Source organism: Bosea sp. RAC05 (assembly GCF_001713455.1).
Lineage (GTDB): Bacteria > Pseudomonadota > Alphaproteobacteria > Rhizobiales > Beijerinckiaceae > Allobosea.
On record NZ_CP016464.1, the window covers coordinates 3,480,771 to 3,500,488 of the forward strand.

General features: G+C 68.4%; 19 protein-coding genes and 2 pseudogenes. 15 read left to right on the forward strand and 6 right to left on the reverse strand.

Translation table 11 applies throughout. The features are described from left to right. Window positions 1-301: 301 nt before the first annotated feature. Window positions 302-1,660, forward strand: coding sequence for a methyl-accepting chemotaxis protein (locus BSY19_RS28200; RefSeq protein WP_069055665.1), 1,359 nt, complete (start codon window positions 302-304; stop codon window positions 1,658-1,660). A gap of 27 nt (window positions 1,661-1,687) precedes the next feature. On the opposite strand, the gene BSY19_RS19990 is transcribed toward BSY19_RS28200, so the two are convergent. After that, entirely contained in the window at window positions 1,688-2,140 is a 453-nt protein-coding gene (locus tag BSY19_RS19990) for a CoxG family protein (RefSeq protein WP_069055666.1), read from the reverse strand. A 137-nt stretch (window positions 2,141-2,277) separates the two neighbouring features. On the opposite strand from BSY19_RS19990, the gene pcaB reads away from it, so the two are divergent. Genes pcaB through pcaC form a run of 5 tightly spaced genes read left to right on the forward strand, consistent with a single transcriptional unit; the run spans window position 2,278 to window position 6,592 of the window. Then, window positions 2,278-3,702, forward strand: coding sequence for a 3-carboxy-cis,cis-muconate cycloisomerase (gene pcaB, locus BSY19_RS19995; RefSeq protein ID WP_236840415.1), 1,425 nt, complete (start codon window positions 2,278-2,280; stop codon window positions 3,700-3,702). Continuing rightward, complete coding sequence (locus BSY19_RS20000) at window positions 3,695-4,948, forward strand: aconitase X (protein ID WP_083247722.1); 1,254 nt, start codon at window positions 3,695-3,697, stop codon at window positions 4,946-4,948. Before pcaB ends, BSY19_RS20000 begins: the two co-directional genes overlap by 8 nt. Then, window positions 4,939-5,349 carry an aconitase X swivel domain-containing protein gene (locus tag BSY19_RS20005; RefSeq protein ID WP_069055667.1) on the forward strand — a complete coding sequence of 137 codons (411 nt, stop codon included), beginning with the start codon at window positions 4,939-4,941 and terminating at the stop codon, window positions 5,347-5,349. The genes BSY19_RS20000 and BSY19_RS20005 overlap by 10 nt, the downstream gene beginning before the upstream one ends. Before the next feature lie 31 nt (window positions 5,350-5,380). Further along, window positions 5,381-6,160 carry a 3-oxoadipate enol-lactonase gene (gene pcaD / locus BSY19_RS20010; RefSeq protein ID WP_069055668.1) on the forward strand — a complete coding sequence of 260 codons (780 nt, stop codon included), beginning with the start codon at window positions 5,381-5,383 and terminating at the stop codon, window positions 6,158-6,160. Window positions 6,161-6,196: 36 nt separating this feature from the next. Then, window positions 6,197-6,592 carry a 4-carboxymuconolactone decarboxylase gene (gene pcaC, locus BSY19_RS20015; RefSeq protein WP_069055669.1) on the forward strand — a complete coding sequence of 132 codons (396 nt, stop codon included), beginning with the start codon at window positions 6,197-6,199 and terminating at the stop codon, window positions 6,590-6,592. Window positions 6,593-6,740: 148 nt separating this feature from the next. Here pcaC and BSY19_RS20020 read toward each other — a convergent pair whose 3' ends face one another. After that, complete coding sequence (locus BSY19_RS20020) at window positions 6,741-7,259, reverse strand: flavin reductase family protein (protein ID WP_069055670.1); 519 nt, start codon at window positions 7,257-7,259, stop codon at window positions 6,741-6,743. 157 nt (window positions 7,260-7,416) lie between these two features. Continuing rightward, window positions 7,417-8,115 (reverse strand): annotated as a pseudogene (locus tag BSY19_RS27120) (GntR family transcriptional regulator). 255 nt (window positions 8,116-8,370) lie between these two features. On the opposite strand from BSY19_RS27120, the gene BSY19_RS20030 reads away from it, so the two are divergent. From BSY19_RS20030 to BSY19_RS20070, 9 genes and pseudogenes are all read left to right on the forward strand, one after another. Next, complete coding sequence (locus BSY19_RS20030; RefSeq protein ID WP_069057265.1) at window positions 8,371-8,697, forward strand: cupin domain-containing protein; 327 nt, start codon at window positions 8,371-8,373, stop codon at window positions 8,695-8,697. A 10-nt stretch (window positions 8,698-8,707) separates the two neighbouring features. Beyond that, window positions 8,708-9,940 carry an NAD(P)/FAD-dependent oxidoreductase gene (locus BSY19_RS20035; RefSeq protein ID WP_069055671.1) on the forward strand — a complete coding sequence of 411 codons (1,233 nt, stop codon included), beginning with the start codon at window positions 8,708-8,710 and terminating at the stop codon, window positions 9,938-9,940. Between the two features lie 30 nt (window positions 9,941-9,970). Continuing rightward, window positions 9,971-10,981 (forward strand): 4-hydroxyproline epimerase, encoded by a 1,011-nt coding sequence (locus BSY19_RS20040; RefSeq protein ID WP_069055672.1) that lies wholly within the window; start codon window positions 9,971-9,973, stop codon window positions 10,979-10,981. 281 nt (window positions 10,982-11,262) lie between these two features. Continuing rightward, entirely contained in the window at window positions 11,263-12,180 is a 918-nt protein-coding gene (locus tag BSY19_RS20045; protein WP_069057266.1) for a branched-chain amino acid ABC transporter permease, read from the forward strand. Window positions 12,181-12,185: 5 nt separating this feature from the next. Further along, window positions 12,186-13,580 carry a high-affinity branched-chain amino acid ABC transporter permease LivM gene (gene livM, locus BSY19_RS20050; protein ID WP_069055673.1) on the forward strand — a complete coding sequence of 465 codons (1,395 nt, stop codon included), beginning with the start codon at window positions 12,186-12,188 and terminating at the stop codon, window positions 13,578-13,580. Beyond that, a pseudogene (locus BSY19_RS20055) lies at window positions 13,580-14,404 on the forward strand (ABC transporter ATP-binding protein); the annotation flags it as partial. The gene livM and the pseudogene BSY19_RS20055, both read left to right, overlap by 1 nt. Window positions 14,405-14,445: 41 nt before the next feature. Then, complete coding sequence (locus tag BSY19_RS20060) at window positions 14,446-15,213, forward strand: ABC transporter ATP-binding protein (protein ID WP_069057267.1); 768 nt, start codon at window positions 14,446-14,448, stop codon at window positions 15,211-15,213. 1 nt (window position 15,214) lies between these two features. After that, window positions 15,215-15,589 carry a DUF6867 family protein gene (locus tag BSY19_RS20065; RefSeq protein WP_069055675.1) on the forward strand — a complete coding sequence of 125 codons (375 nt, stop codon included), beginning with the start codon at window positions 15,215-15,217 and terminating at the stop codon, window positions 15,587-15,589. A gap of 131 nt (window positions 15,590-15,720) precedes the next feature. Next, the gene (locus BSY19_RS20070; RefSeq protein WP_069055676.1) at window positions 15,721-16,836 is read left to right on the forward strand and encodes a branched-chain amino acid ABC transporter substrate-binding protein; all 1,116 of its coding nucleotides are present in this window, start codon (window positions 15,721-15,723) and stop codon (window positions 16,834-16,836) included. Window positions 16,837-17,042: 206 nt separating this feature from the next. On the opposite strand, the gene BSY19_RS20075 is transcribed toward BSY19_RS20070, so the two are convergent. The 3 genes from BSY19_RS20075 to purB are packed head-to-tail and all read right to left on the reverse strand — an operon-like array spanning window position 17,043 to window position 19,689. Then, complete coding sequence (locus BSY19_RS20075) at window positions 17,043-17,621, reverse strand: RBBP9/YdeN family alpha/beta hydrolase (RefSeq protein ID WP_069055677.1); 579 nt, start codon at window positions 17,619-17,621, stop codon at window positions 17,043-17,045. Between the two features lie 7 nt (window positions 17,622-17,628). Beyond that, window positions 17,629-18,375, reverse strand: a complete 747-nt coding sequence (locus BSY19_RS20080) for a metallophosphoesterase family protein (RefSeq protein WP_069055678.1) — start codon at window positions 18,373-18,375, stop codon at window positions 17,629-17,631. A gap of 6 nt (window positions 18,376-18,381) precedes the next feature. Continuing rightward, entirely contained in the window at window positions 18,382-19,689 is a 1,308-nt protein-coding gene (purB, locus tag BSY19_RS20085; protein WP_069055679.1) for an adenylosuccinate lyase, read from the reverse strand. Window positions 19,690-19,718: the final 29 nt, after the last annotated feature.

Consider the following 19,718-nt stretch of genomic DNA (forward strand, 5'->3'; position numbering starts at 1 on the left):
CGCCCGGGTCTGGCGCCCGGCTGCTGACAATCACCGGTGGCTGTGCCGCGATCGCCGCCCGCGGCACAGCCGCAAGCCTCTCCTTGGAACAGCTATAAACCGAGTGTGGACCCGCGTTTTTGCGCGGTCAAGCCGGCGCGCTTGCCGCAGGCGCCTGCGATTCGACGCGAATTCGCGCCATTTTGCCGGCTCACGCAACGGCAGCGAACCCGACCACACCATGGGGTGGCAGACTCCGCGGATTACACGTTTTTTAATGATGCGCGACTAGCGTTTCGACAAAACAAGGGGAAACGCGCCGGTGCCGACAGCGTCCACGCTCTCCACGGCCGAGCAGATTCACAGCCGCCTGCGCGCCATCGGCTACGGCAAGCCCGAGCGGGCGCGCCTTCAGCGCTATGCGGCGGCCGCGGCCAAGCTGGCGGGCCCGATCGTCGAGCAGGATTTCGACCGTGCTCTGGTCATTCGCCCGGAGGTGGTGAAGACGCTCGGACCCGTCGATGCGCAACTGCGCGAGATGGAAAAGCGCCATCTGCGGCTGCTCTTCGAGGGACGTTTCGACGAGGCCTATGTCGCCTCGGCGGAGGCGCTGTGCCGCCTCGAGATCCAGGCCGGGATCGGCCCCAAGCCGCGGGTCTCGGTCGGCATGGCGCTGCTTCAGCAGCTCGGGCGGATGCAGCGGTACCGCCAGCTGTTGCGGCCCCGGCTGTTCGCGCAGGACCTGTTCGTGATCGAGCGCGTACTCGTTTTCGACGTCAACACCGCCATCACCATCGGCGACGAGATACGCGCCGGCGAGGCCAGCCTCCGGGCGGTGGCCGTCGACGAAGCCACCGAGACGCTGCGGCACCGCATGGGCGGGCTCGAGGCCAGCATCGGCGGCGCCGTCGATCAGTTCGTCGCAACCGCCGGCGAGACCGCCCGCGCGACCGGCTTCATCAAGGATGTTCTGGGCGACGTCGCCGGCGCCTCGATCCTCGTGCGCGAGAAATCGCTGCAGACGGCCGCCGCGACCGAGGAAATGTCCGCCAACATCGCCGAGATCGGCAAGCGCGCCCATACCAGCCTGGTCGTCGCCCACCGCGCCGTCTCGGATGCCGGGCAGATGAACCAGGCGGTGGCCCGGCTGCAGGAGGTGACCGCGAGCATCGGCACCGTGGTCGGCCTGATCGCCGACATCGCGGCGCAGACGAACCTGCTCGCCCTCAACGCCACCATCGAGGCGGCCCGCGCCGGGGAAGCCGGCCGCGGCTTCGCCGTCGTCGCCTCCGAGGTGAAGTCGCTGGCGACGCAGACGGCCAACGCCACCGGCGACATCGCCGGCCAGATCGCGGAACTGGCCGCGAGCGCCGAGGCCTGCAGCGCTCACGCCCTCTCGATCGCCGGGACCATTGGCGAGATCAGGCTGGATTCCCAGGCGATTTCAGAAGCGGTCTCGCAGCAGAGTGCGGTGACCGCGGCGATCGCGCAGGACGCTGCCGCCGTGGCGCAGAGTTCGGACAGGGCGATCGAGCGGGCCCACGCCGTCAGCCGGAGCCTGGACGAGACAGCCCGCGCGCTGGAACGCGCCAACGCGGCGGCAGCCGACATCGCGATGCAGGTCGGCGCGGCGGAGGCCACCGTCGGCGCCGCGCTCGTCTCGCTGCGCAAGGTGTCGTGAGCGCAGGTTGCCCGCGCCGGCGCGCGCTCAGCCCTCGCTGACCGCCTTGGCGAAATTGGCGAAGAACTCGTCGGCCAGCTTCTTCGAGACCGAATCGATAAGCCGCGAGCCGAGCTGCATCAGCTTGCCACCGACCTGCGCCTCGACATCGTAGCGCAGCACGGTCTGGCCGTCCTCGGCGTCGCTCAGTGCGACCTTCGCCCCGCCCTTGGCGAAGCCGGCGATACCGCCCTCGCCCTCGCCCTGGATGCGGTAGCCGTTGGGCGGGTCGAGATCGACGAGCTCGACCTTGCCCTTGAAGCTCGCCTTCACCGGCCCGAGCTTGACCTTCACCACCGCCGAGAAATGCGTGTCGTCGTCCTTGTTGAGCTGCTCGCAGCCGGGAATGCAGGCCTTCAGCACCTCGGGATCGTTGAGCTTGGCCCAGACCACATCCTTGCTGGCCGGCAGCGTTACCTCGCCATTCATCGTCATCGCCATGGCGGTCCTCCCTCAGATCCGTGCGGCGCTCGCCCGGCGCCTGTTGCAGCCGGCATCGCCTCGGGTCTATCCAAGACGGCCGCGACTATCCATGAGCGGAAAGCGCCGACCGGCACAAGGGCGGCCGACACAAGGGGATGACGCGTGACGACCGGATCCGCCCGCCGCATGGCGCCCGCAACACCATGACCGGCAGCCCCGCGGGCCTCTTCGGCGAACTCTTCGTCGACAGCGAGATGGCGGCGCTCGTCGACGATCGCGCGACGCTGCAGGGCATGCTGGATTTCGAGGCGGCGCTGGCCCGGGCCGAAGCCGAGGTGGGGGTGATCCCGCAGCAGGCCGTTGCCGTCATCGCAGCGCAATGCGATGCCGCGCTCTACGACATCGCCGCCATCGGCAAGGCGGCCACGCTGGCCGGCAACCCGGCGATTCCCCTGGTCAAGGCGCTGACCGCCCGCGTCGCGGCCATCGACGCCGAGTCCGCCAAATGGGTGCATTTCGGCGCCACCAGCCAGGATGTGATCGATTCCGGCGCGGCGCAGCAACAGCGTGCCGTCGGCGACGTGCTACTCGAGCGTGCCTCGCGTCTCGCCCACGCGCTCGCGGCCCTGGCCAAGGCCCACCGCCATACGCCGATGATCGGCCGTACCTTCCTGCAGCAGGCCGTGCCGATTCCCTTCGGGCTCAAGGCAGCGCAATGGCTCGATACCGTCGTCGCATGGCACGACGACTTCATGTTGTATGGGCAATCCTCCCATCAACTCGGTGGCGCCGCCGGCACGCTCGCGTCGCTGGGCGACCGGGCTCCGGCCGTTCAAGAGGCCTTCTCACGGATCATGCCCTCGATCGGGGCGGTGATGACGCCGTCGCATACGGCACGCGCTCGCCAGGTGCGGATCGCGGCCGAGCTCGGCATCCTCACCGGCCATCTCGGCAAGATCGCGCTGGATGTCGCGCTGATGGCGCAGACCGAGATCGCCGAACTGGCCGAGCCGGAGGCACCGGGCAAGGGCGGCTCCTCGGCGATGCCGCACAAGCGCAATCCGGTGCTCTGCACGCTGATCCTCGCCGCCGCCAAGCGCATGCCGGGCCTCGTCGCGACCATGCTCGCCGCGATGCCGCAAGAGCATGAGCGCGGTCTCGGCGGCTGGCACGCCGAATGGCCGACGATGCGGGACCTCCATCTCACCGCCGGCTCTGCGCTGAGCCAGACGGTGGCGCTGATCGAGGGGCTGCAGGTCTTCCCCGACGCCATGCGCCGCAATCTCGACCTCACCAACGGGCTCGTCATGGCCGAGCGCGTCTCGCTGGCGCTGGCCGACAGCCTCGGGCGCGGTCCGGCGCACCATCTGCTCGAAGAGGCCAGCCGCACCTGCGTTGCCTCGGGCCGGCATCTTCGCGACCTGCTGGCCGAGGACGCGACCGTCAGCGCGCATCTGTCCACTGCCGACCTCGACGCGCTCTTCGATCCCGCGACCTATCGCGGCGCGAGCGACGCGATCATCGACCGCATCCTCGCCGCCTATGAGGCCGAAAGAGAGTTCATGAGCCCCCATGCTTGAGCTGACCCCGCAGCAACGCGCCGTCGCAGGCGGTACGGACGGCGCCGCCATGGCGCTGCGCATCGTCGCGGAGGCCGCCCGGCTGATGGGCGCGCCGCGGCTCATCCCCGTGGCGTCGGCCCATATCGACGGCGCGCTTTACCATGGCGATTCCGGCACGCTCTTCGCCGAGCGCCTCGTCGAGGGCGGCGCCCGCGTCGCCGTCCGCGCGACGCTGAATGTCGGCGCGCTGGCGCCGGCCGGCTGCGCCGCGATCCGGCTGCCGCCGCATGAGCGCGACATGGCGGCCCGCATGATGCGCGCCTATGAGGCGATGGGCTGCGAGCCCTCCTGGACCTGCGCGCCCTATCAGGCCGGGCACCGGCCGGCCAAGGGCACGGACGTCGCCTGGGGCGAATCCAATGCGGTGGTCTTCTGCAATTCGGTGCTCGGCGCGCGCACCAACCGCTATGGCGACTTCCTCGACATCGCCTGCGCCATCGCTGGCGTCGCCCCCGATTACGGGCTCCACCGCCCGGAGAACCGCATCGCGACGCTGCTGATCGACACCACCGGCCTGAGCCGGAATTTACGCGCCTCGGACGTGTTCTACCCCGTGCTCGGCACCCTGCTCGGCCGCACCGCCGGCACGTCCATCGCCGTCATCGACGGCCTGCAGGGCTGCACCACGGAAGACCGGCTCAAGGCGCTGGGTGCGGCCTCCGCCTCGGCCGGCGGGGTCGGCCTGTTCCATGTCGCGGGCGTGACGCCCGAGGCACCGGACGCCGCGACCGCGCTCGGCGGCCTGCCGCCGCGCGAAACGCTCATCCTGACGCCCGCGATCGTGCAGAAGGCGCTGGCGGGCCTCTCGACGGCCGGCCAGACCGAGCGCATCGACGCTGTGGCGGTCGGTTCGCCGCATCTGTCGCTGCCGGAGATCGACGAGATCGAGCACAGGCTCGCCGGCCGCAGGCTCGCCGCACCGCTCTACGCCAACACCGGCCGCCATGTGCTGAAGCCGCTGGAGGCGCAAGGCCGCCGCGCCGCGCTGGAGCAGGCCGGCGTGGTCTTCGTCGTCGACACCTGCGTCGTCGTTACGCCGATCCTGCCCGAGATCGCCGGCGCCGTGCTGATGACCAATTCCGGCAAATTCGCCCATTACGCGCCGGGCACCACCGGCTACGCGGTCACCTATGGTTCGCTTGGCGAATGCGTCGAGAGCGCGGTGGCCGGCCGCCTCGTCAGGGAGGAACGGGCATGGGCCTGACCACGCAGATCCTGCTGCCGGGCCCGGCCGCCGCCGGCCCCTGCCTCGCCTTGACCGCCCCGATCAGCTTCTGGGGCGGCGTCGATCCGCGCTCGGGCAGGATCATCGACCAGCGCCATCCGCAGTGCGGGCTTAGCGTGGCGGGCACGATCCTGGCCCTGCCGGGCACGATCGGCTCGTCTTCGGCCTCGGCCGTGCTGCTCGAACTGGTCCACGCCGGCAAGGCGCCCGCTGCGATCCTGATGGACGCGCCCGACGCCATCCTGCTGCTGGGGCTTGTGGTCGCGCGCGAAATGGGCTGGCCGACGCCGCCGGCCTTGCGCCTGGCCGCAGCCGACCAGGCCCCGCTGGCGGGCCGCAGCGTCACCATCGCCACCGACGGCACCATCACCGTTCAGTAACCCCGCTCACGAGACCAGGAACGACACGCCGATGCCGATCGAAACCCTAGCGGGCGAGCCCTTCAACATCCGCTTCGACGGGCCGGCCGACGCGCCCGTGCTGATGCTGTCGAACTCGCTTGGCACGAATCTCTCGATGTGGGACCCGCAGATTCCCGAATGGTCGAAGCGCTTCCGCGTCCTGCGCTACGATTCGCGCGGGCATGGGCTCTCGGTCGCCACCGACACGTCCTTCGGGATCGACCGGCTGGGCCGCGATGCGCTCGCGATCCTCGACCATTTCGGCATCGCGCAGGCGCATTGGTGCGGCGTCTCGAAGGGCGGCATGGTCGGACAATGGCTCGCGACGAATGCCCGCGAGCGCATGGGCCGCCTCGTCCTCGCCAACACCGCCGCCCATATGGGCCCGCCCTCGCTCTGGGACGACCGGATCGCGATGGCGCGCGGCCAGGGCATGGACGCGCTGGTCCAGGGCGTGCTCGCACGCTGGTTCAGCCCGCGCTTCCGCGAGGCCGAGCCGGCGACCGTGGCGCGGGTCGGCACGATGCTGACCACGACGCCGGCGATCGGCTACGCCACCTGCTGCGCCGCGATCCGCGACATGGACCAGCGCGAGTCGATCCGCAGCGTGACCAATCCCGTCCTCGTCGTCATCGGCACGGTCGACCCGGCGACGCCGCCGGCCGCCGGCCACCTGATCGCGCAGGCCATCCCAGGCGCCCGCACGGTCGAGCTCGACGCCGCGCATCTCTCCAACCTCGAACAGCCCGAAGCGTTCACAAAGGCCGTCCAGGACTTCCTGACGGGCTGACACCCTTTCGACAGCCCTGCCTGAAGGAGCCCCCCAATGGACGACAAGACCCGCTACGCCGAGGGCATGACCACACGCCGCGCCGTGCTCGGCGGTGCTTATGTCGACAAGGCCAGTTCCGGCCTGACCGACTTCAACGGCGAATGGCAGGAGTTCATCACCCGCACCGCCTGGAACGACATCTGGAACCGGCCGGGCCTGCCCCGGCGCGAGCGCTCGATCATCGTGCTGGCGATCGCCGCCTCGCTCGGCGCCTGGGGCGAGTTCCGCATCCATGTCCGCGGCGCGCTCAACAATGGCCTGAGCCGCGACGACATCAAGGAGGTGCTGATGCAGACGGCGATCTATGCCGGCGTGCCGGCCGCCAACCACGCCTTCAAGGAAGCTGCGAGCGTCTTCGCCGAAATAGAGGCGGAGGCCGCCAAAGGGTGAGAGGCTGAGGCCATGGAGCCTTATCGTCATTGCGAGCGCAGCGAAGCAATCCAGAACCCGCGTGCGCGATGACCCCTGGATTGCTTCGCTGCGCTCGCAATGACGGGAAACAGACCCCAGAGCCCTCGCGGCAACGTTTCCCTCGGCGCTAGACCGCCTGAAAGCTGCGCTGCCGATAGATCAGGCTGCTGCCAGGCGCCGCCGCCGCGCCGCCGAGACCCACCACCTCCCCGATCAGGATGCGGTGCGTCGCGACGTCGTGGATCGCGGTGAGCCGGCAGTCGAAGGCCGCCACCGCATCCGACAGGACCGGAGCGCCGGTGACGAGCGGCTTCCAGTCGTGGGTGGAGAAGCGCGCCTCGCCCTCGATTCCGCGCCGGCTGGCGAAGATCTCGGCCAGGTCGAGCGCATCGCCCGGCAAGGTGTTGATGCAAAACAGGCCGGCCGCCTCGATCACGGCCAGCGTCCGGCTCGGCCTGGCGATGCAGACCAGCACCGTCGGCGGCGAATCCGAGACGGAGGCGACCGCCGTGGCGGTAAGGCCGGCACGGCCCTCCGGCCCACGGGTCGTGACGACATGGACGGCGCTGGCGACGCGCGCCATCGCATCGCGGAAGGACGCGGCCTCGGGAAGCGCCCGGGGCAAGGGGTGGAGGGCTTCGGTCATCGGAATCCGGCGGGCCCTTCACGGGCGGGACGCCCGACATGTAGAGCCTCGCGGCCGGGAATGCCAGTTTGGGTGGCCCGCGACGCGCGCGCGCAGGCGCGGCGGAGGCTAGCCTCCGACATATATCAAGCGGCCCGGTGGGCCTTCCGGCGTCGGCTCAGTCGCGGTCGATCGTCGCGAGCAGCCCGCTGCGCAGATGCGCCATCAGCGCGTCGCTCGCCGTCATCGCCGCCGCCGGATCGGCCGTCGCCAGGGCCTGCGCGAAGGCGACATGGTGGCCCGCCGCCGGCAGCAGATCGTCGCGCCGCTCGAAATGGTACCAGGCCCGCCGGATCAGGGCCTGCAGCGGCTCCACGGCGCGCGTCGCATAGGGGCTGCGGGCCGCGGCGGCGACCTACGCGTCGAGTTCCTTGTCGAGCCGCATATAGGCGTTGGCGTCGCCCTCGAGCGCGGCGGCGCGCATCGCCCTCGCCTTCTCGACGATGCCGATCCGCTCGCGCGGGCTGGCGCGCCGCGCCGCATCCCCGGCGATCAGGCGCTCCAGCACCTCGCGCGCGTCGAGCGCGGCCATGATGTCGATGGCGTTGATGCCGGCCACGACCACGCCCTTGCGCGGCAGCACCTCGACCAGCCCCTGCTGCGCCAGGCGGATCAGGGCCTCGCGCACCGGCGTGCGCCCGACGCCGACCATGTCGATCAGCTGCGCCTCGGTCAGCACCGCCCCCGGCCGCAGCGACAGGGTCACGATCGCCTCCTCCAGCCGCCGATAGGCGATCTCGGTCAGGCTGAGGGCCGGCTGAGGCGCGGCCCCGTGATCGTCATAGGCATCGGCTTCCAAGACGGACCTCAGGCTCATCCGGCCTCTCCCAGCGCACCCATCCGGATTGACGCATCGCGAGCCCTTGATATATCAAGGAGGTCGTCGCGCATCGGTGCCACCTTGCAATCTGCAGGCGAAACGGGCTCTCGCGCAAGTCGCATTCTGCCGAAAGGCGCCCTGCGGGCCAGGCGGCGCGCAAAGCCCCTCGACCTGCGCTGCGGACCGATGCAGAACGGAAACGTCAAGGGCGTGGCCGCGCCCGTCGAGGCCCCGGCCGCAGCGGAGAGTGGGATGGCCTTCACCTGCACGATTCCCGCCTCGCCGACGGTCCAGCAGGACGACGACACCCTCCGCATCACCCGCTGGGATTTCGAGCCCGGCGCCGTCACCGGCTGGCACAGCCATGGCTGGCCCTATTTCGTCGTGATGCTGGTCGCCGGCACGCTGCGCATCCATGACGGCACGAAGACGACGGACGTGCCCCTCGCCCAGGGCCAGGCCTATATGCGCCCCGCCGGCATCCAGCATGACGTCATGAACGGCTCCGACCACCCGATCGCCTTCGTCGAGATCGAGGTGAAGCGGCCGGGCGCGCTCGCGGAGCTGTCGCTGCCATGAAGGTCCGGCCATGAAGATCGCCATCATCGGGGCCGGCATCGTCGGCTGCGCCATCGCCCACGCCCTGCTCGACGAGGGCCACGAGGTCCTGATCCTCGACAAGGAGGGGCCGGGCTTCGGCCCCTCGCGCGGCAATGCCGGCTGGATGGCCCATACCGACATCCTGCCGATCGCCAGCCCCAAGATCCTCAGGCAGGTGCCGAAATTCCTGCTCGACCCGCTGGGGCCGCTGGCGATCCGCCCCGCCTATTTCCCAAAACTCCTGCCCTGGCTGCTGCGTTTCGTGCTGGCGGCGCGGCCGCAGGCCTATGAGAAGTCGATCCAGGGCATCGGCGCGCTGCAGCAGCGCGCTTTGCCCGCCTGGCTAGCCCGCGCCCAGCAGGCCGGCCTCGAGAGCCACATCCACCACAAGGGCGGGCTCTACGCCTTCACCGACCGGGGCGCCTTCGAGGAGGCCGCGGGAATCGCCAAGCGTCAGGCGGAGTTCGGCATCCGGGTCGAGATGGTCGGCCCCGAGGAACTGCGCCAGTTCGAGCCAGCGCTGAAGGACGCCTTCGTCGGCGCCGCCTTCCACCCCGACACCGCCCATATCAGCGATCCCCTGCAGCTGACGATGGCGCTGTTCGAGACGGCTCTGGCGCGCGGCGCCACCTTCGAGAAAGCCGAGATCACCAACATCTCGACCGGCGATCGCCCGGCCCTGATCGGTGCCGACGGCTTCCAGCGCGTCGTCGACCGCGCGGTCGTCGCCGCCGGAGCCTGGTCGAAGCCGCTGGCCACGGCACTCGGCGACACGGTGCCGCTCGACACCGAGCGCGGCTACAATGTCAGCTTCCCCGGCATCACCGGGCTGACGACGCGCCCGATCGGATTCGAGGGCCACGGCTTCGTGATGACGCCGCTGCAGAGCGGGCTGCGCATCGGCGGCGCGGTCGAGTTCGGCGGGCTGGAGGCCGCCCCCAACCATGCCCGCACGAAGATCCTCTACGACAAGGCCACCCGCTTCGTGGAGGGTCTGCCGGCCTTCGAGACCGGCACCCTCTGGATGGGCTTCAGGCCCTCCATGCCCGACTCGCTGCCGGTGATCGGCAAGGCGACCCGCAACCCGCATGTCGTCTACGCCTTTGGCCACGGCCATTACGGCATGACACAGTCGACCGTGACGGCCGATCTCGTGGCGGCGCTGGTCGCAGGCCGCGAACCGGCGATCGACCTTGCCCCCTTCAGCCCGCAGCGCTTTTGAATCCATCCGCCAACCGACCGAGCCAAGCCGATGAGCACCCACACTTTTTTCTGCGTCGACGGCCACACCTGCGGCAACCCGGTGCGCATGGTCGCGGGCGGCGCCCCGCCGCTCAAGGGCGCCAACATGGTCGAGAAGCGGGCGCATTTCCTGGCGGAATATGACTGGATCCGCACCGGGCTGATGTTCGAGCCGCGCGGCCACGACGTCATGTCCGGCTCGATCCTCTACCCGCCGACGCGCGACGACGCCGACATCGCCTTCCTCTTCATCGAGACCTCGGGCTGCCTGCCGATGTGCGGCCACGGCACCATCGGCACGGTGACGATGGCGCTGGAGCGCGGCCTCGTCACGCCGCGCGAGGAGGGCGTGCTGAAGATCGACACGCCCGCCGGGCTGGTGACGGCGCGCTACACCCGCAATGGCGACTATGTCGACAATGTCCGCATCACCAACATCGCCTCCTATCTCCATGCGACGGGCCTGACCGCGGAGATCGAGGAACTCGGCGAGGTCACGGTCGACGTCGCCTATGGCGGCAATTTCTATGCGATCGTCGACCCGCAGGACGCCTTCCGCGACATTGCCGACATCAACCCATCCGACATCCAGCGCTGGAGCCCGAAGCTGCGCGCTGCGCTGAACGCCAAGTACCAGTTCATCCACCCCGAGAACCCGGCGATCAACGGGCTCTCGCACATCCTCTGGACGGGCGCGCCGACCAAGCCCGAGGCCCATGCCCGCAACGCCGTGTTCTACGGCGACAAGGCGATCGACCGCTCGCCCTGCGGCACCGGCACCTCCTCGCGCATGGCGCAGTGGGCGGCACAGGGAAAGCTCCAGGTCGGCGACGATTTCGTCCACGAGAGCATCATCGGCACGATGTTCCGCGGCCGCGTCGAGGCCACGGCCCAGGTCGGCCCCTTCGAGGGCATCATCCCCTCGATCGAGGGCTGGGCCCGCATGACCGGCTACAACACGATCTTCATCGACGACCGCGACCCGCTCGCGCATGGTTTCCTTGTGACCGATCGCCCCTGAACGCCGGACGGCCCCAACCCAGCTGCAGGCCGTCGGCGGCGGAGGCCGCCAAGGCCCTGCCCCAAGCACAATCATCTTGCGTGAAATCCCCGCGCCACCGCACAGCTTGCTGCCCAATTGCGAGGCATTCAGCCGCAGATTGCTTTTGACAGTTTTATGGCCGGGCGCGATTGTCCAAACGGCAAGGCGTTGGTAGCTCTGCATGGTGATCGCATCCCGCATGCGCCGGTGTCATGCCGGCCCTCAAGAACGGGAGCGCATTCGAGGGGTCTGCGTCGACGATGGAAGTGTTCCTGCAGCAGCTCATCAACGGGCTGACCCTGGGGTCGATCTACGGCCTCATCGCCATCGGCTACACGATGGTCTTCGGCATCATCGGCATGGTGAACTTCGCCCATGGCGACATTTTCATGCTCTCGGCCTTCATCGCGCTGATCTTCTTCATGCTGATCGCCTCCTGGTTCGGGGCCGGGCTGATCGTGGTCGCGCTGATCGTCGTGCTGGTGCTGGCGATGTTCTTCACCTCGCTCTGGAACTGGGCGATCGAGCGCGTCGCCTACCGCCCCCTGCGCGGCTCCTTCCGCCTCGCCCCGCTGATCTCGGCGATCGGCATGTCGATCTTCCTGATGAACTTCGTCCAGGTCGTGCAGGGCCCGCGCAACAAGTCGACGCCGCCGATGCTCAACAAGTCGATCACGCTGATCGAGAGCGCGACCTATTCGGTCCAGATTTCCTACAAGCAGATCGTCATCATCGTGACGACCGCGGTGCTGCTGGCCGCCTTCTGGTACATCGTGCAGAAGACGCCGCTCGGCCGCGCCCAGCGCGCCTGCGAGCAGGACCGCAAGATGGCCGCCCTGCTCGGCATCGACGTCGACCGCACGATCTCGATCACCTTCATCATGGGCGCCGCGCTCGCGGCGGTGGCCGGCGTGATGTATCTCGTCCTCTACGGCGTGGTGAGTTTCCATGACGGCTTCGTGCCGGGGGTGAAGGCCTTTACCGCGGCCGTGCTCGGCGGCATCGGCTCGCTGCCCGGCGCCGTCATCGGCGGCCTGCTGATAGGGCTGATCGAGGTGATGTGGTCGGCCTATTTCACCATCGACTACAAGGACGTCGCCGCTTTCTGCATCCTGGCGATCGTGCTGGTCTTCATGCCCTCGGGCCTGCTCGGCCGTCCCGAAGTCGAGAAGGTCTAAAAGCCATGGCCAAGCCCGCGACCCCATCCGCAGCGCCCGCCGCCGCTTCGCAGCGCGACTGGCACGCCGCCTTCAAGGAAGCCGCCTTCGCCGCCCTCGTGACGTTCGGTCTCTGCATCCCGATCATCGCCTGGGGCACCCGCCAGAACATGGACAACGTCCTGGTTCTGGACCCGCGCTGGGACGCGGTCGCCTGGGCGGTCGCCATCGTCTTCGTCGGCCGCTTCGTCATCGCGCTGCGCCAGCAGACCAAGGCCAGCCGGCAATCGCTGGTGCGGTTCCTGCCGCAGGGCACCGCCGCCTTCTTCCAGCGCCATTCGCGCAAGTTCTCGCTCTTTGGCCTGGGCTTCCTCGTCACCTTCCCGATCATCGCGATCAATCTGGCGGGCTGGGGCGGCGCGCTGAAGTGGATCGACAATTTCGGCATCCAGATCCTGATCTACGTCATGCTCGGCTGGGGGCTGAACATCGTCGTCGGCCTCGCCGGCCTGCTCGATCTCGGCTACGTCGCCTTCTATGCCGTCGGCGCCTATTCCTACGCGCTGCTGGCCAAGAACTTCGGCCTGTCCTTCTGGATCCTGCTGCCGCTGTCGGGCATCCTCGCCGCCTTCTGGGGCATGCTGCTCGGCTTCCCCGTGCTGCGCCTGCGCGGCGACTATCTGGCGATCGTGACGCTCGCCTTCGGCGAGATCATCCGCCTCGTCCTGATCAACTGGGTCGATTTCTCCGGCGGCTATGCCGGCATCTCCGGCATCCCGCGCCCGACCTTCTTCGGCATCCCCTTCAACGCCAGCGACACCGGCTTCGCCGCCGTGTTCGGGCTCGAATTCACCCCGCTCTACCGCACGATCTTCCTCTACTATCTGATCCTGTGCCTCGCCCTGCTGACGGCCTTTGTGACGCTGCGCCTGCGCCGCCTGCCGGTCGGGCGCGCCTGGGAGGCGTTGCGCGAGGACGAGATCGCCTGCCGCTCGCTCGGCATCAACACGACCTCGACCAAGCTCACCGCCTTCTCGATCGGCGCCATGTTCGGCGGCTTCGCCGGCGCCTTCTTCTCGGCCCGCCAGGGCTTCATCTCGCCGGAATCCTTCGTCTTCATGGAATCGGCGGTGATCCTGGCGATCGTGGTGCTCGGCGGCATGGGCTCGCTCTGGGGCTGCGCCATCGCCGCGATCGTGATGATCGGCGGCACGGAGCTGCTGCGCGAGCTCGACTGGCTGAAGGCGGTGTTCGGCAATGATTTCGACCCGACCAAATACCGCATGCTGATCTTCGGCCTCGCCATGGTGCTGATCATGATCTGGAAGCCGCGCGGCCTGATCTCGACGCGCGAACCGACCGCCTTCCTGAAGGAGAAGAAGGCGATCTCCTCCGACATGGTCCAGGAGGGGCACGGCTGATGACGACCGCCGCTCCCGCCCACGGCCGCCCCCTGCTCCAGGTCGAGCACGTCACCATGCGCTTCGGCGGCCTCACCGCCGTCAACGACCTCTCCTTCGAGGCCCGCAAGGGCGACATCACCGCCCTGATCGGCCCCAACGGCGCCGGCAAGACCACGGTCTTCAACTGCATCACCGGCTTCTACAAGCCGACCGAAGGCATGATGACGCTGACGCAGGACTCCGGCGCCAGCTTCCTGCTCGAGCGCATGCCGGACTTCCAGATCAGCTGGAAGGCCAAGGTCGCCCGCACCTTCCAGAACATCCGCCTCTTCGGCGGCATGACCGTGCTGGAGAACCTGCTGGTCGCGCAGCACAACCCGCTGATGATCGCGTCTGGCTACACCTTCCTCGGCGTGCTCGGCGTCGGCGGCTACAAGGCCCGCGAGAACGAGGCGATCGAGAAGGCCAAGTTCTGGCTCGAGAAGATCAACCTGATCGACCGCGCCGACGACCCCGCCGCCGACCTGCCCTATGGCGACCAGCGCCGCCTCGAGATCGCGCGCGCCATGTGCACCGACCCCGTCCTGCTCTGCCTCGACGAGCCGGCCGCCGGCCTCAACCCGCGCGAGAGCCATGACCTCAACACGCTGCTGCTCTCGATCCGCCAGGACATCGGCACCGCGCTGCTGCTCATCGAGCACGACATGTCGGTGGTGATGGAGATTTCGGACCATGTCGTTGTGCTCGACTACGGCACCAAGATCGCCGACGGCACCCCGGCGGAGGTGCAGGCCGATCCCAAGGTGATCGCGGCCTATCTCGGCGTCGACGACGACGAGGTCGAGGCCGCCGAAGCGGAGGTCGGAATCGCGTGACCGAAGCCATGCTGCAGACCGAGAACCCCGCCCCTTTGGCCACGCAACCGCAGGGCCAGCCGCTGCTCAGCGTGCGCGGCGTCAAGACCTATTACGGCAAGATCATCGCCCTCAAGGGCGTCGACATGGACGTCCACCAGGGCGAGATCGTCACGCTGATCGGCGCCAACGGCGCCGGCAAGTCGACGCTGATGATGACGATCTTCGGCAATCCGCAGGCCCGCGAGGGCACGATCACCTATGAGGGCCGCGACATCACGAAGATGCCGAGCCACCTGATCGCGCGCCTGGGGATCGCCCAGTCGCCGGAGGGGCGCCGCATCTTCCCGCGCATGACCGTCTTCGAGAACCTCCAGATGGGCGCCGCGCTGCGCGACCTCTCGCATTTCGACGAGGATCTCGAGCAGATCTGCACGCTGTTCCCGCGCATCCGCGAGCGCCTGCAGCAGCGCGGCGGCACGCTCTCGGGCGGCGAGCAGCAGATGGTGGCGATCGCCCGCGCGCTGATGGCGCGGCCCAAGCTGCTGCTGCTGGACGAACCCTCGCTCGGCCTCGCCCCGCTGATCGTCAAGCAGATCTTCGAGGCGATCCGCGAACTCAACCGGACGCAGGGGCTGACCGTCTTCCTCGTCGAGCAGAACGCCTTCCACGCGCTCAAGCTCGCCCATCGCGGCTATGTCATGGTCAACGGCGTCATCACCATGAGCGGCTCGGGCAAGGACCTGCTCGCCAATCCGCAGGTTCGCGCCGCCTATCTCGAAGGCGGGAGGCACTGACATGCAGGGCATTCTCTACGAAGAGCCGACCGTCTGGCTGTTCCTGCTGGTCACGGTGGTGATGGGCGGCTGGCTCGCCTGGATGACGGGCCGGGCCATGGCGCTGACCTGGAAGCCGACCGTCCAGCTCGTGCTCTACATCCTGGTGCTGGGGATGGTGGTGCGGTTCATCCATTTCGCCCTGTTCGAGGCGACGCTGCTGACGCTGCATTTCTACATCGTCGACACCATCATCCTGATGGGCTTCGGCTTCGCCGGCTGGCGCTACAACCGCGCCGGGCAGATGACGCGGCAGTATCGCTGGCTCTTCGAGCGGACCGGCCCGTTCACCTGGAAACCGCGCGCTGGCGCCGAAATTCCGCAGAAACTCGCCTGAAAAGGGCATCGAGCTTGACGCGTGACAGATGGTGGAAAACACGCAAGACTGCGTTCCACGGTAGCACCACGCGCCGAGACGGGCGGACAATCCAGCCCGTTCATAGTGACAATACAGGGGAGTCGCATCTCATGAAGAAACTGCTGTTGAGCAGCATCGCGCTCGGCGCGGTCCTCGCCTTCTCGGGCGTGGCCAATGCCCAGCTCAAGATCGGCGTCGCCGGCCCGATCACCGGCCCGAACGCCGCCTTCGGCGCCCAGCTCAAGAACGGGACGGAGCAGGCCGTCGAGGACATCAACGCCGCCGGCGGCATCCTCGGCCAGAAGCTCGTGCTCTCGGTCGGCGACGACGTCTCCGATCCCAAGCAGGGCGTCTCGGTCGCCAACAAGTTCGTCGGCGACGGCGTCAAGTGGGTCGTCGGGCACTTCAACTCCGGCGTCGTCATGCCGGCCTCGGAAGTCTATGCCGAGAACGGCATCCTGATGATCTCGCCTTCGGCCACCAATCCGAAGATCACCGAACGCGGCCTCTGGAACGTCTTCCGCACCTGCGGCCGCGACGACCAGCAGGGCGAGGTCGCGGCGGCCTACATCGCCAAGAACTTCAAGGACAAGAAGATCGCGGTCATCCACGACAAGACGACCTATGGCCAGGGCCTCGCCGACGAGACCCGCAAGGGCCTGACCAAGGCCGGCATCAAGGACGTGCTGTATGAAGGCGTGAACGCCGGCGAGAAGGACTTCTCGGCCCTGATCTCGAAGATCAAGGCGGTCGGCGCGGACTACATCTACTGGGGCGGCCTGCACACCGAAGGCGGCCTGATCGTGCGCCAGATGCGCGACCAGGGCGTCAAGGCGGTCATGATCTCCGGCGACGGCATCACCACCGACGAGTTCGCCACGATCGGCGGCCCCGGCGTCGAAGGCACGCTGATGACCTTCCCGCCGGACCCGCAGAAGCGCCCGGAGGCCGCCGCGGTGGTCCAGAAGTTCGCGGCCAAGAACTTCAAGCCCGAGGCCTACACCCTTTACAGCTACGCCGCCGTTCAGGTCATGGCCGAAGGCGCCAAGCGCGCGAACTCGCTCGATCCCAAGAAGGTCGCCGAGGCGCTCCGCGGCGGCGCGCCGGTCAAGACCGTCATCGGCGATCTCGCCTTCGACAAGAAGGGCGACATCACCCGCCCCGACTACACCATGTACACCTGGAAGAAGGGCGCCGACGGCAAGATCACCTATATCGAGAATTGATCTCGACAGCTGATCGCCCGACGGGCTGAAACGAGACCGCCCCGGTGAAAGCCGGGGCGGTTTTGGTTTGGGGGCGAGGACGTCATTCTCGGGCGAAGCGAAGCGCAGACCCGAGAATCTCGGACTGGCAAACCACTGGAGCCCCTCTCGTTGAGAGATGCTCGGGTCAAGCCCGAGCATGACGCCAGATCAACGGCGCCCGGATCCTATGATTGAATCGGTTTCTGCGGAACCGCCGTCAAGCTCCTGAGAAAGCCCGCGAAACGCAGCAGGCCGTCGGGCCAGGGTCCATGCCCGGAGTCGGTGTTGAGGTGCCCGCTCTCGCCGGCGTCGACGAACTCCGCGCCCCAGGCCTGCGCCAGTTCGCGCGCCTCCTCCGGCGTGCAGTAGGGATCGTTGCTGCTGGCGATCAGCACGCTGCGGAAGGGCAGCGTCTCGCGCCGGTGCGCGGCGAAGGCCGGCGTCATGCCCGGCAGCTCGCGCTTGGCGCGCTCGGCCGCGGGCGCTACCAGAAAGGCCCCGGTCACCTCGCCGGGGTGGAGATGCTCGGCCGCATGCGCGATCGCGCTGACGCCGCAGGAATGCCCGACCAGCACGACCGGCCGCGTCGCCGCCCGCACCGCCGCAACGATGCGCTCCGCCCAGAGCCGCGACGGCGTGTGCCAGTCCTCCTGCTCGACCACCCGCGCGGTCGAGAGCTTGGCGACCCAGCGGCTCTGCCAGTGATCGGGCCCCGAGCCGGACCAGCCGGGAACGATGAGGATGTCGGTGTCGGAGGTTTTCATGGTTCGATCAGTGCGGCTTCAGGGCGAGACCGGTCGACAGGGCATGCGCCCAGTCGGCTCGCCCGCGCGCGCGGGCGAGAGCAGCGGCAGCGTGCCAGTCGTAGCGGAGGGCGATACAGGAAAACCGCCAGCCCGCGCGGCCGCGCTCCGCGAGGCCGTAGCGCGCATGCGGGCTTTCGGCCTGCATGACATGCGGCTCGGGGGCGATATCGTCATAGGCCGGCTGGCCGACGCTGCCGGGATTGAAGACGCACCTCCCATGGGGAAGCTCCATCACACGCGCGATATGCGAATGCCCGCACAGGACAAGCCCGGCTTCGATGCCGGCGAGATCGGCCGCCACCTCCGTGGAGGGACGCATCTCTGAGCGCCCGCCCCGGACCTGCTCCATCAGATAGGTGTTGTCGTCGCCCGGCGTCGCATGGAACAGCATCACATCCTCGGCCGCCCGCAGGGAGAACGGCAGCGACCGCAGCCAGTCGAAATGCTCTGGCGCCATCGCCTCGGCCGCCGCCCTGTCCGATGCGCCGAGCTGGTCGAGCGGCCGCTCGATCAGGTAGCGATCGTGATTGCCGCGGACCGTCAGCCAGTCCTTCGCCATCAGCAGATCGGCCGTCTCGCGCGGCTTCAGCGGGCCCGACAAACTGTCGCCGAGATTGACGACGAGATCGGGCCGCGTCCGCTCCAGGTCCTCGACCACCGCTTCGAGCGCGTCGAAGTTGCCGTGGATATCCGCGATGACCGCAATCCGCATCGGTGCTCAGACCTCCCCGAACACCCGGGCGAAGATCGTGTCGACATGCTTGAAATGGTAGCCCTCGTCGAACATCGCCTCGAGCTCGGCGTCCGAGAGCCGCGCGGTGACGTCGGCATCGGCCTTGAGGTTGGTGAGGAAGTCCTCGCCATGCTCCCAGGTCCGCATCGCGTTGCGCTGGACCATCGCATAGCTGTCCTCGCGGCTGGCGCCGGCCTGGGTCAGGGCCAGCAGCACGCGCTGCGAGTTGTGCAGGCCGCCGAGCTTGTCGAGGTTGCGGCGCATGTTGGCGGGATAGATCAGCAGCTTGTCGACGACGCCAGTCAGCCGCGCCAGGGCGAAATCGAGCGTCACGGTAGCGTCGGGGCCGATCATGCGCTCGACCGAAGAGTGCGAGATGTCGCGCTCATGCCAGAGCGCGACATTCTCCAGCGCCGGCACGACCATGCCGCGTACGAGGCGGGCGAGGCCCGTCAGGTTCTCGGTCAGCACGGGATTGCGCTTGTGCGGCATCGCCGACGAGCCCTTCTGGCCCGGCGAGAAGAACTCCTCGGCCTCATAGACCTCGGTGCGCTGGAGATGCCGGATCTCGGTCGCCAGCCGCTCGACGCTTGAGGCGACGACGCCCAGCGTGGCGAAATACATCGCATGCCGGTCGCGCGGGATCACCTGCGTCGAGACGGGCTCGACGGAGAGGCCCATCTTGTCGGCGACATAGGCCTCCACGCTCGGGTCGATGTTGGCAAATGTGCCGACCGCACCCGAGATCGCGCAGGTCGCGATCTCCGCACGCGCCGCCACGAGCCGGGCCCGGCAGCGATCGAACTCGGCATAGGCCTGGGCGAGCTTGAGCCCGAAGGTCACCGGCTCGGCATGGATGCCATGCGAGCGGCCGATCGTCGGGGTGAACTTGTGCTCGAAGGCGCGGCGCTTGATGGCGGCCAGCAGCGCATCGACATCGCCGATGAGGATATCCGTCGCCCGCGCCAGCTGCACCGAGAGCGTCGTGTCGAGGATGTCCGACGACGTCATGCCCTGGTGGACGAAGCGCGCCTCGGGGCCGACGATCTCGGCCAGATGCGTCAGGAAGGCGATGACGTCGTGCTTGGTGACGCGCTCGATCTCGTCGATCCGGGCGACGTCGAAGGTGGCGTCCTTCGCCTTGGCCCAGATCGTCGCGGCGGCCTCCTTCGGCACCACGCCGAGCTCGGCCAGCTTGTCGGTGGCATGCGCCTCGATCTCGAACCAGATCCGGAACCGCGTCTGCGGCTCCCAGATGGCGACCATCTCGGGGCGGGAATAGCGCGGGATCATCGTCTCGTCCTTGTCATCACACGAGCCCT

Bases quoted from the DNA above. Each gene is read 5' to 3' on its own strand.
- BSY19_RS19990 (WP_069055666.1), bottom strand. From the start codon at position 2,140: ATGGCGATGACGATGAATGGCGAGGTAACGCTGCCGGCCAGCAAGGAT.
- pcaB (WP_236840415.1), top strand. From the start codon at position 2,278: ATGACGCGTGACGACCGGATCCGCCCGCCGCATGGCGCCCGCAACACC.
- BSY19_RS20000 (WP_083247722.1), top strand. From the start codon at position 3,695: ATGCTTGAGCTGACCCCGCAGCAACGCGCCGTCGCAGGCGGTACGGAC.
- BSY19_RS20005 (WP_069055667.1), top strand. From the start codon at position 4,939: ATGGGCCTGACCACGCAGATCCTGCTGCCGGGCCCGGCCGCCGCCGGC.
- pcaD (WP_069055668.1), top strand. From the start codon at position 5,381: ATGCCGATCGAAACCCTAGCGGGCGAGCCCTTCAACATCCGCTTCGAC.
- pcaC (WP_069055669.1), top strand. From the start codon at position 6,197: ATGGACGACAAGACCCGCTACGCCGAGGGCATGACCACACGCCGCGCC.
- BSY19_RS20020 (WP_069055670.1), bottom strand. From the start codon at position 7,259: ATGACCGAAGCCCTCCACCCCTTGCCCCGGGCGCTTCCCGAGGCCGCG.
- BSY19_RS20030 (WP_069057265.1), top strand. From the start codon at position 8,371: ATGGCCTTCACCTGCACGATTCCCGCCTCGCCGACGGTCCAGCAGGAC.
- BSY19_RS20035 (WP_069055671.1), top strand. From the start codon at position 8,708: ATGAAGATCGCCATCATCGGGGCCGGCATCGTCGGCTGCGCCATCGCC.
- BSY19_RS20040 (WP_069055672.1), top strand. From the start codon at position 9,971: ATGAGCACCCACACTTTTTTCTGCGTCGACGGCCACACCTGCGGCAAC.
- BSY19_RS20045 (WP_069057266.1), top strand. From the start codon at position 11,263: ATGGAAGTGTTCCTGCAGCAGCTCATCAACGGGCTGACCCTGGGGTCG.
- livM (WP_069055673.1), top strand. From the start codon at position 12,186: ATGGCCAAGCCCGCGACCCCATCCGCAGCGCCCGCCGCCGCTTCGCAG.
- BSY19_RS20060 (WP_069057267.1), top strand. From the start codon at position 14,446: ATGCTGCAGACCGAGAACCCCGCCCCTTTGGCCACGCAACCGCAGGGC.
- BSY19_RS20065 (WP_069055675.1), top strand. From the start codon at position 15,215: ATGCAGGGCATTCTCTACGAAGAGCCGACCGTCTGGCTGTTCCTGCTG.
- BSY19_RS20070 (WP_069055676.1), top strand. From the start codon at position 15,721: ATGAAGAAACTGCTGTTGAGCAGCATCGCGCTCGGCGCGGTCCTCGCC.
- BSY19_RS20075 (WP_069055677.1), bottom strand. From the start codon at position 17,621: ATGAAAACCTCCGACACCGACATCCTCATCGTTCCCGGCTGGTCCGGC.
- BSY19_RS20080 (WP_069055678.1), bottom strand. From the start codon at position 18,375: ATGCGGATTGCGGTCATCGCGGATATCCACGGCAACTTCGACGCGCTC.
- purB (WP_069055679.1), bottom strand. From the start codon at position 19,689: ATGATCCCGCGCTATTCCCGCCCCGAGATGGTCGCCATCTGGGAGCCG.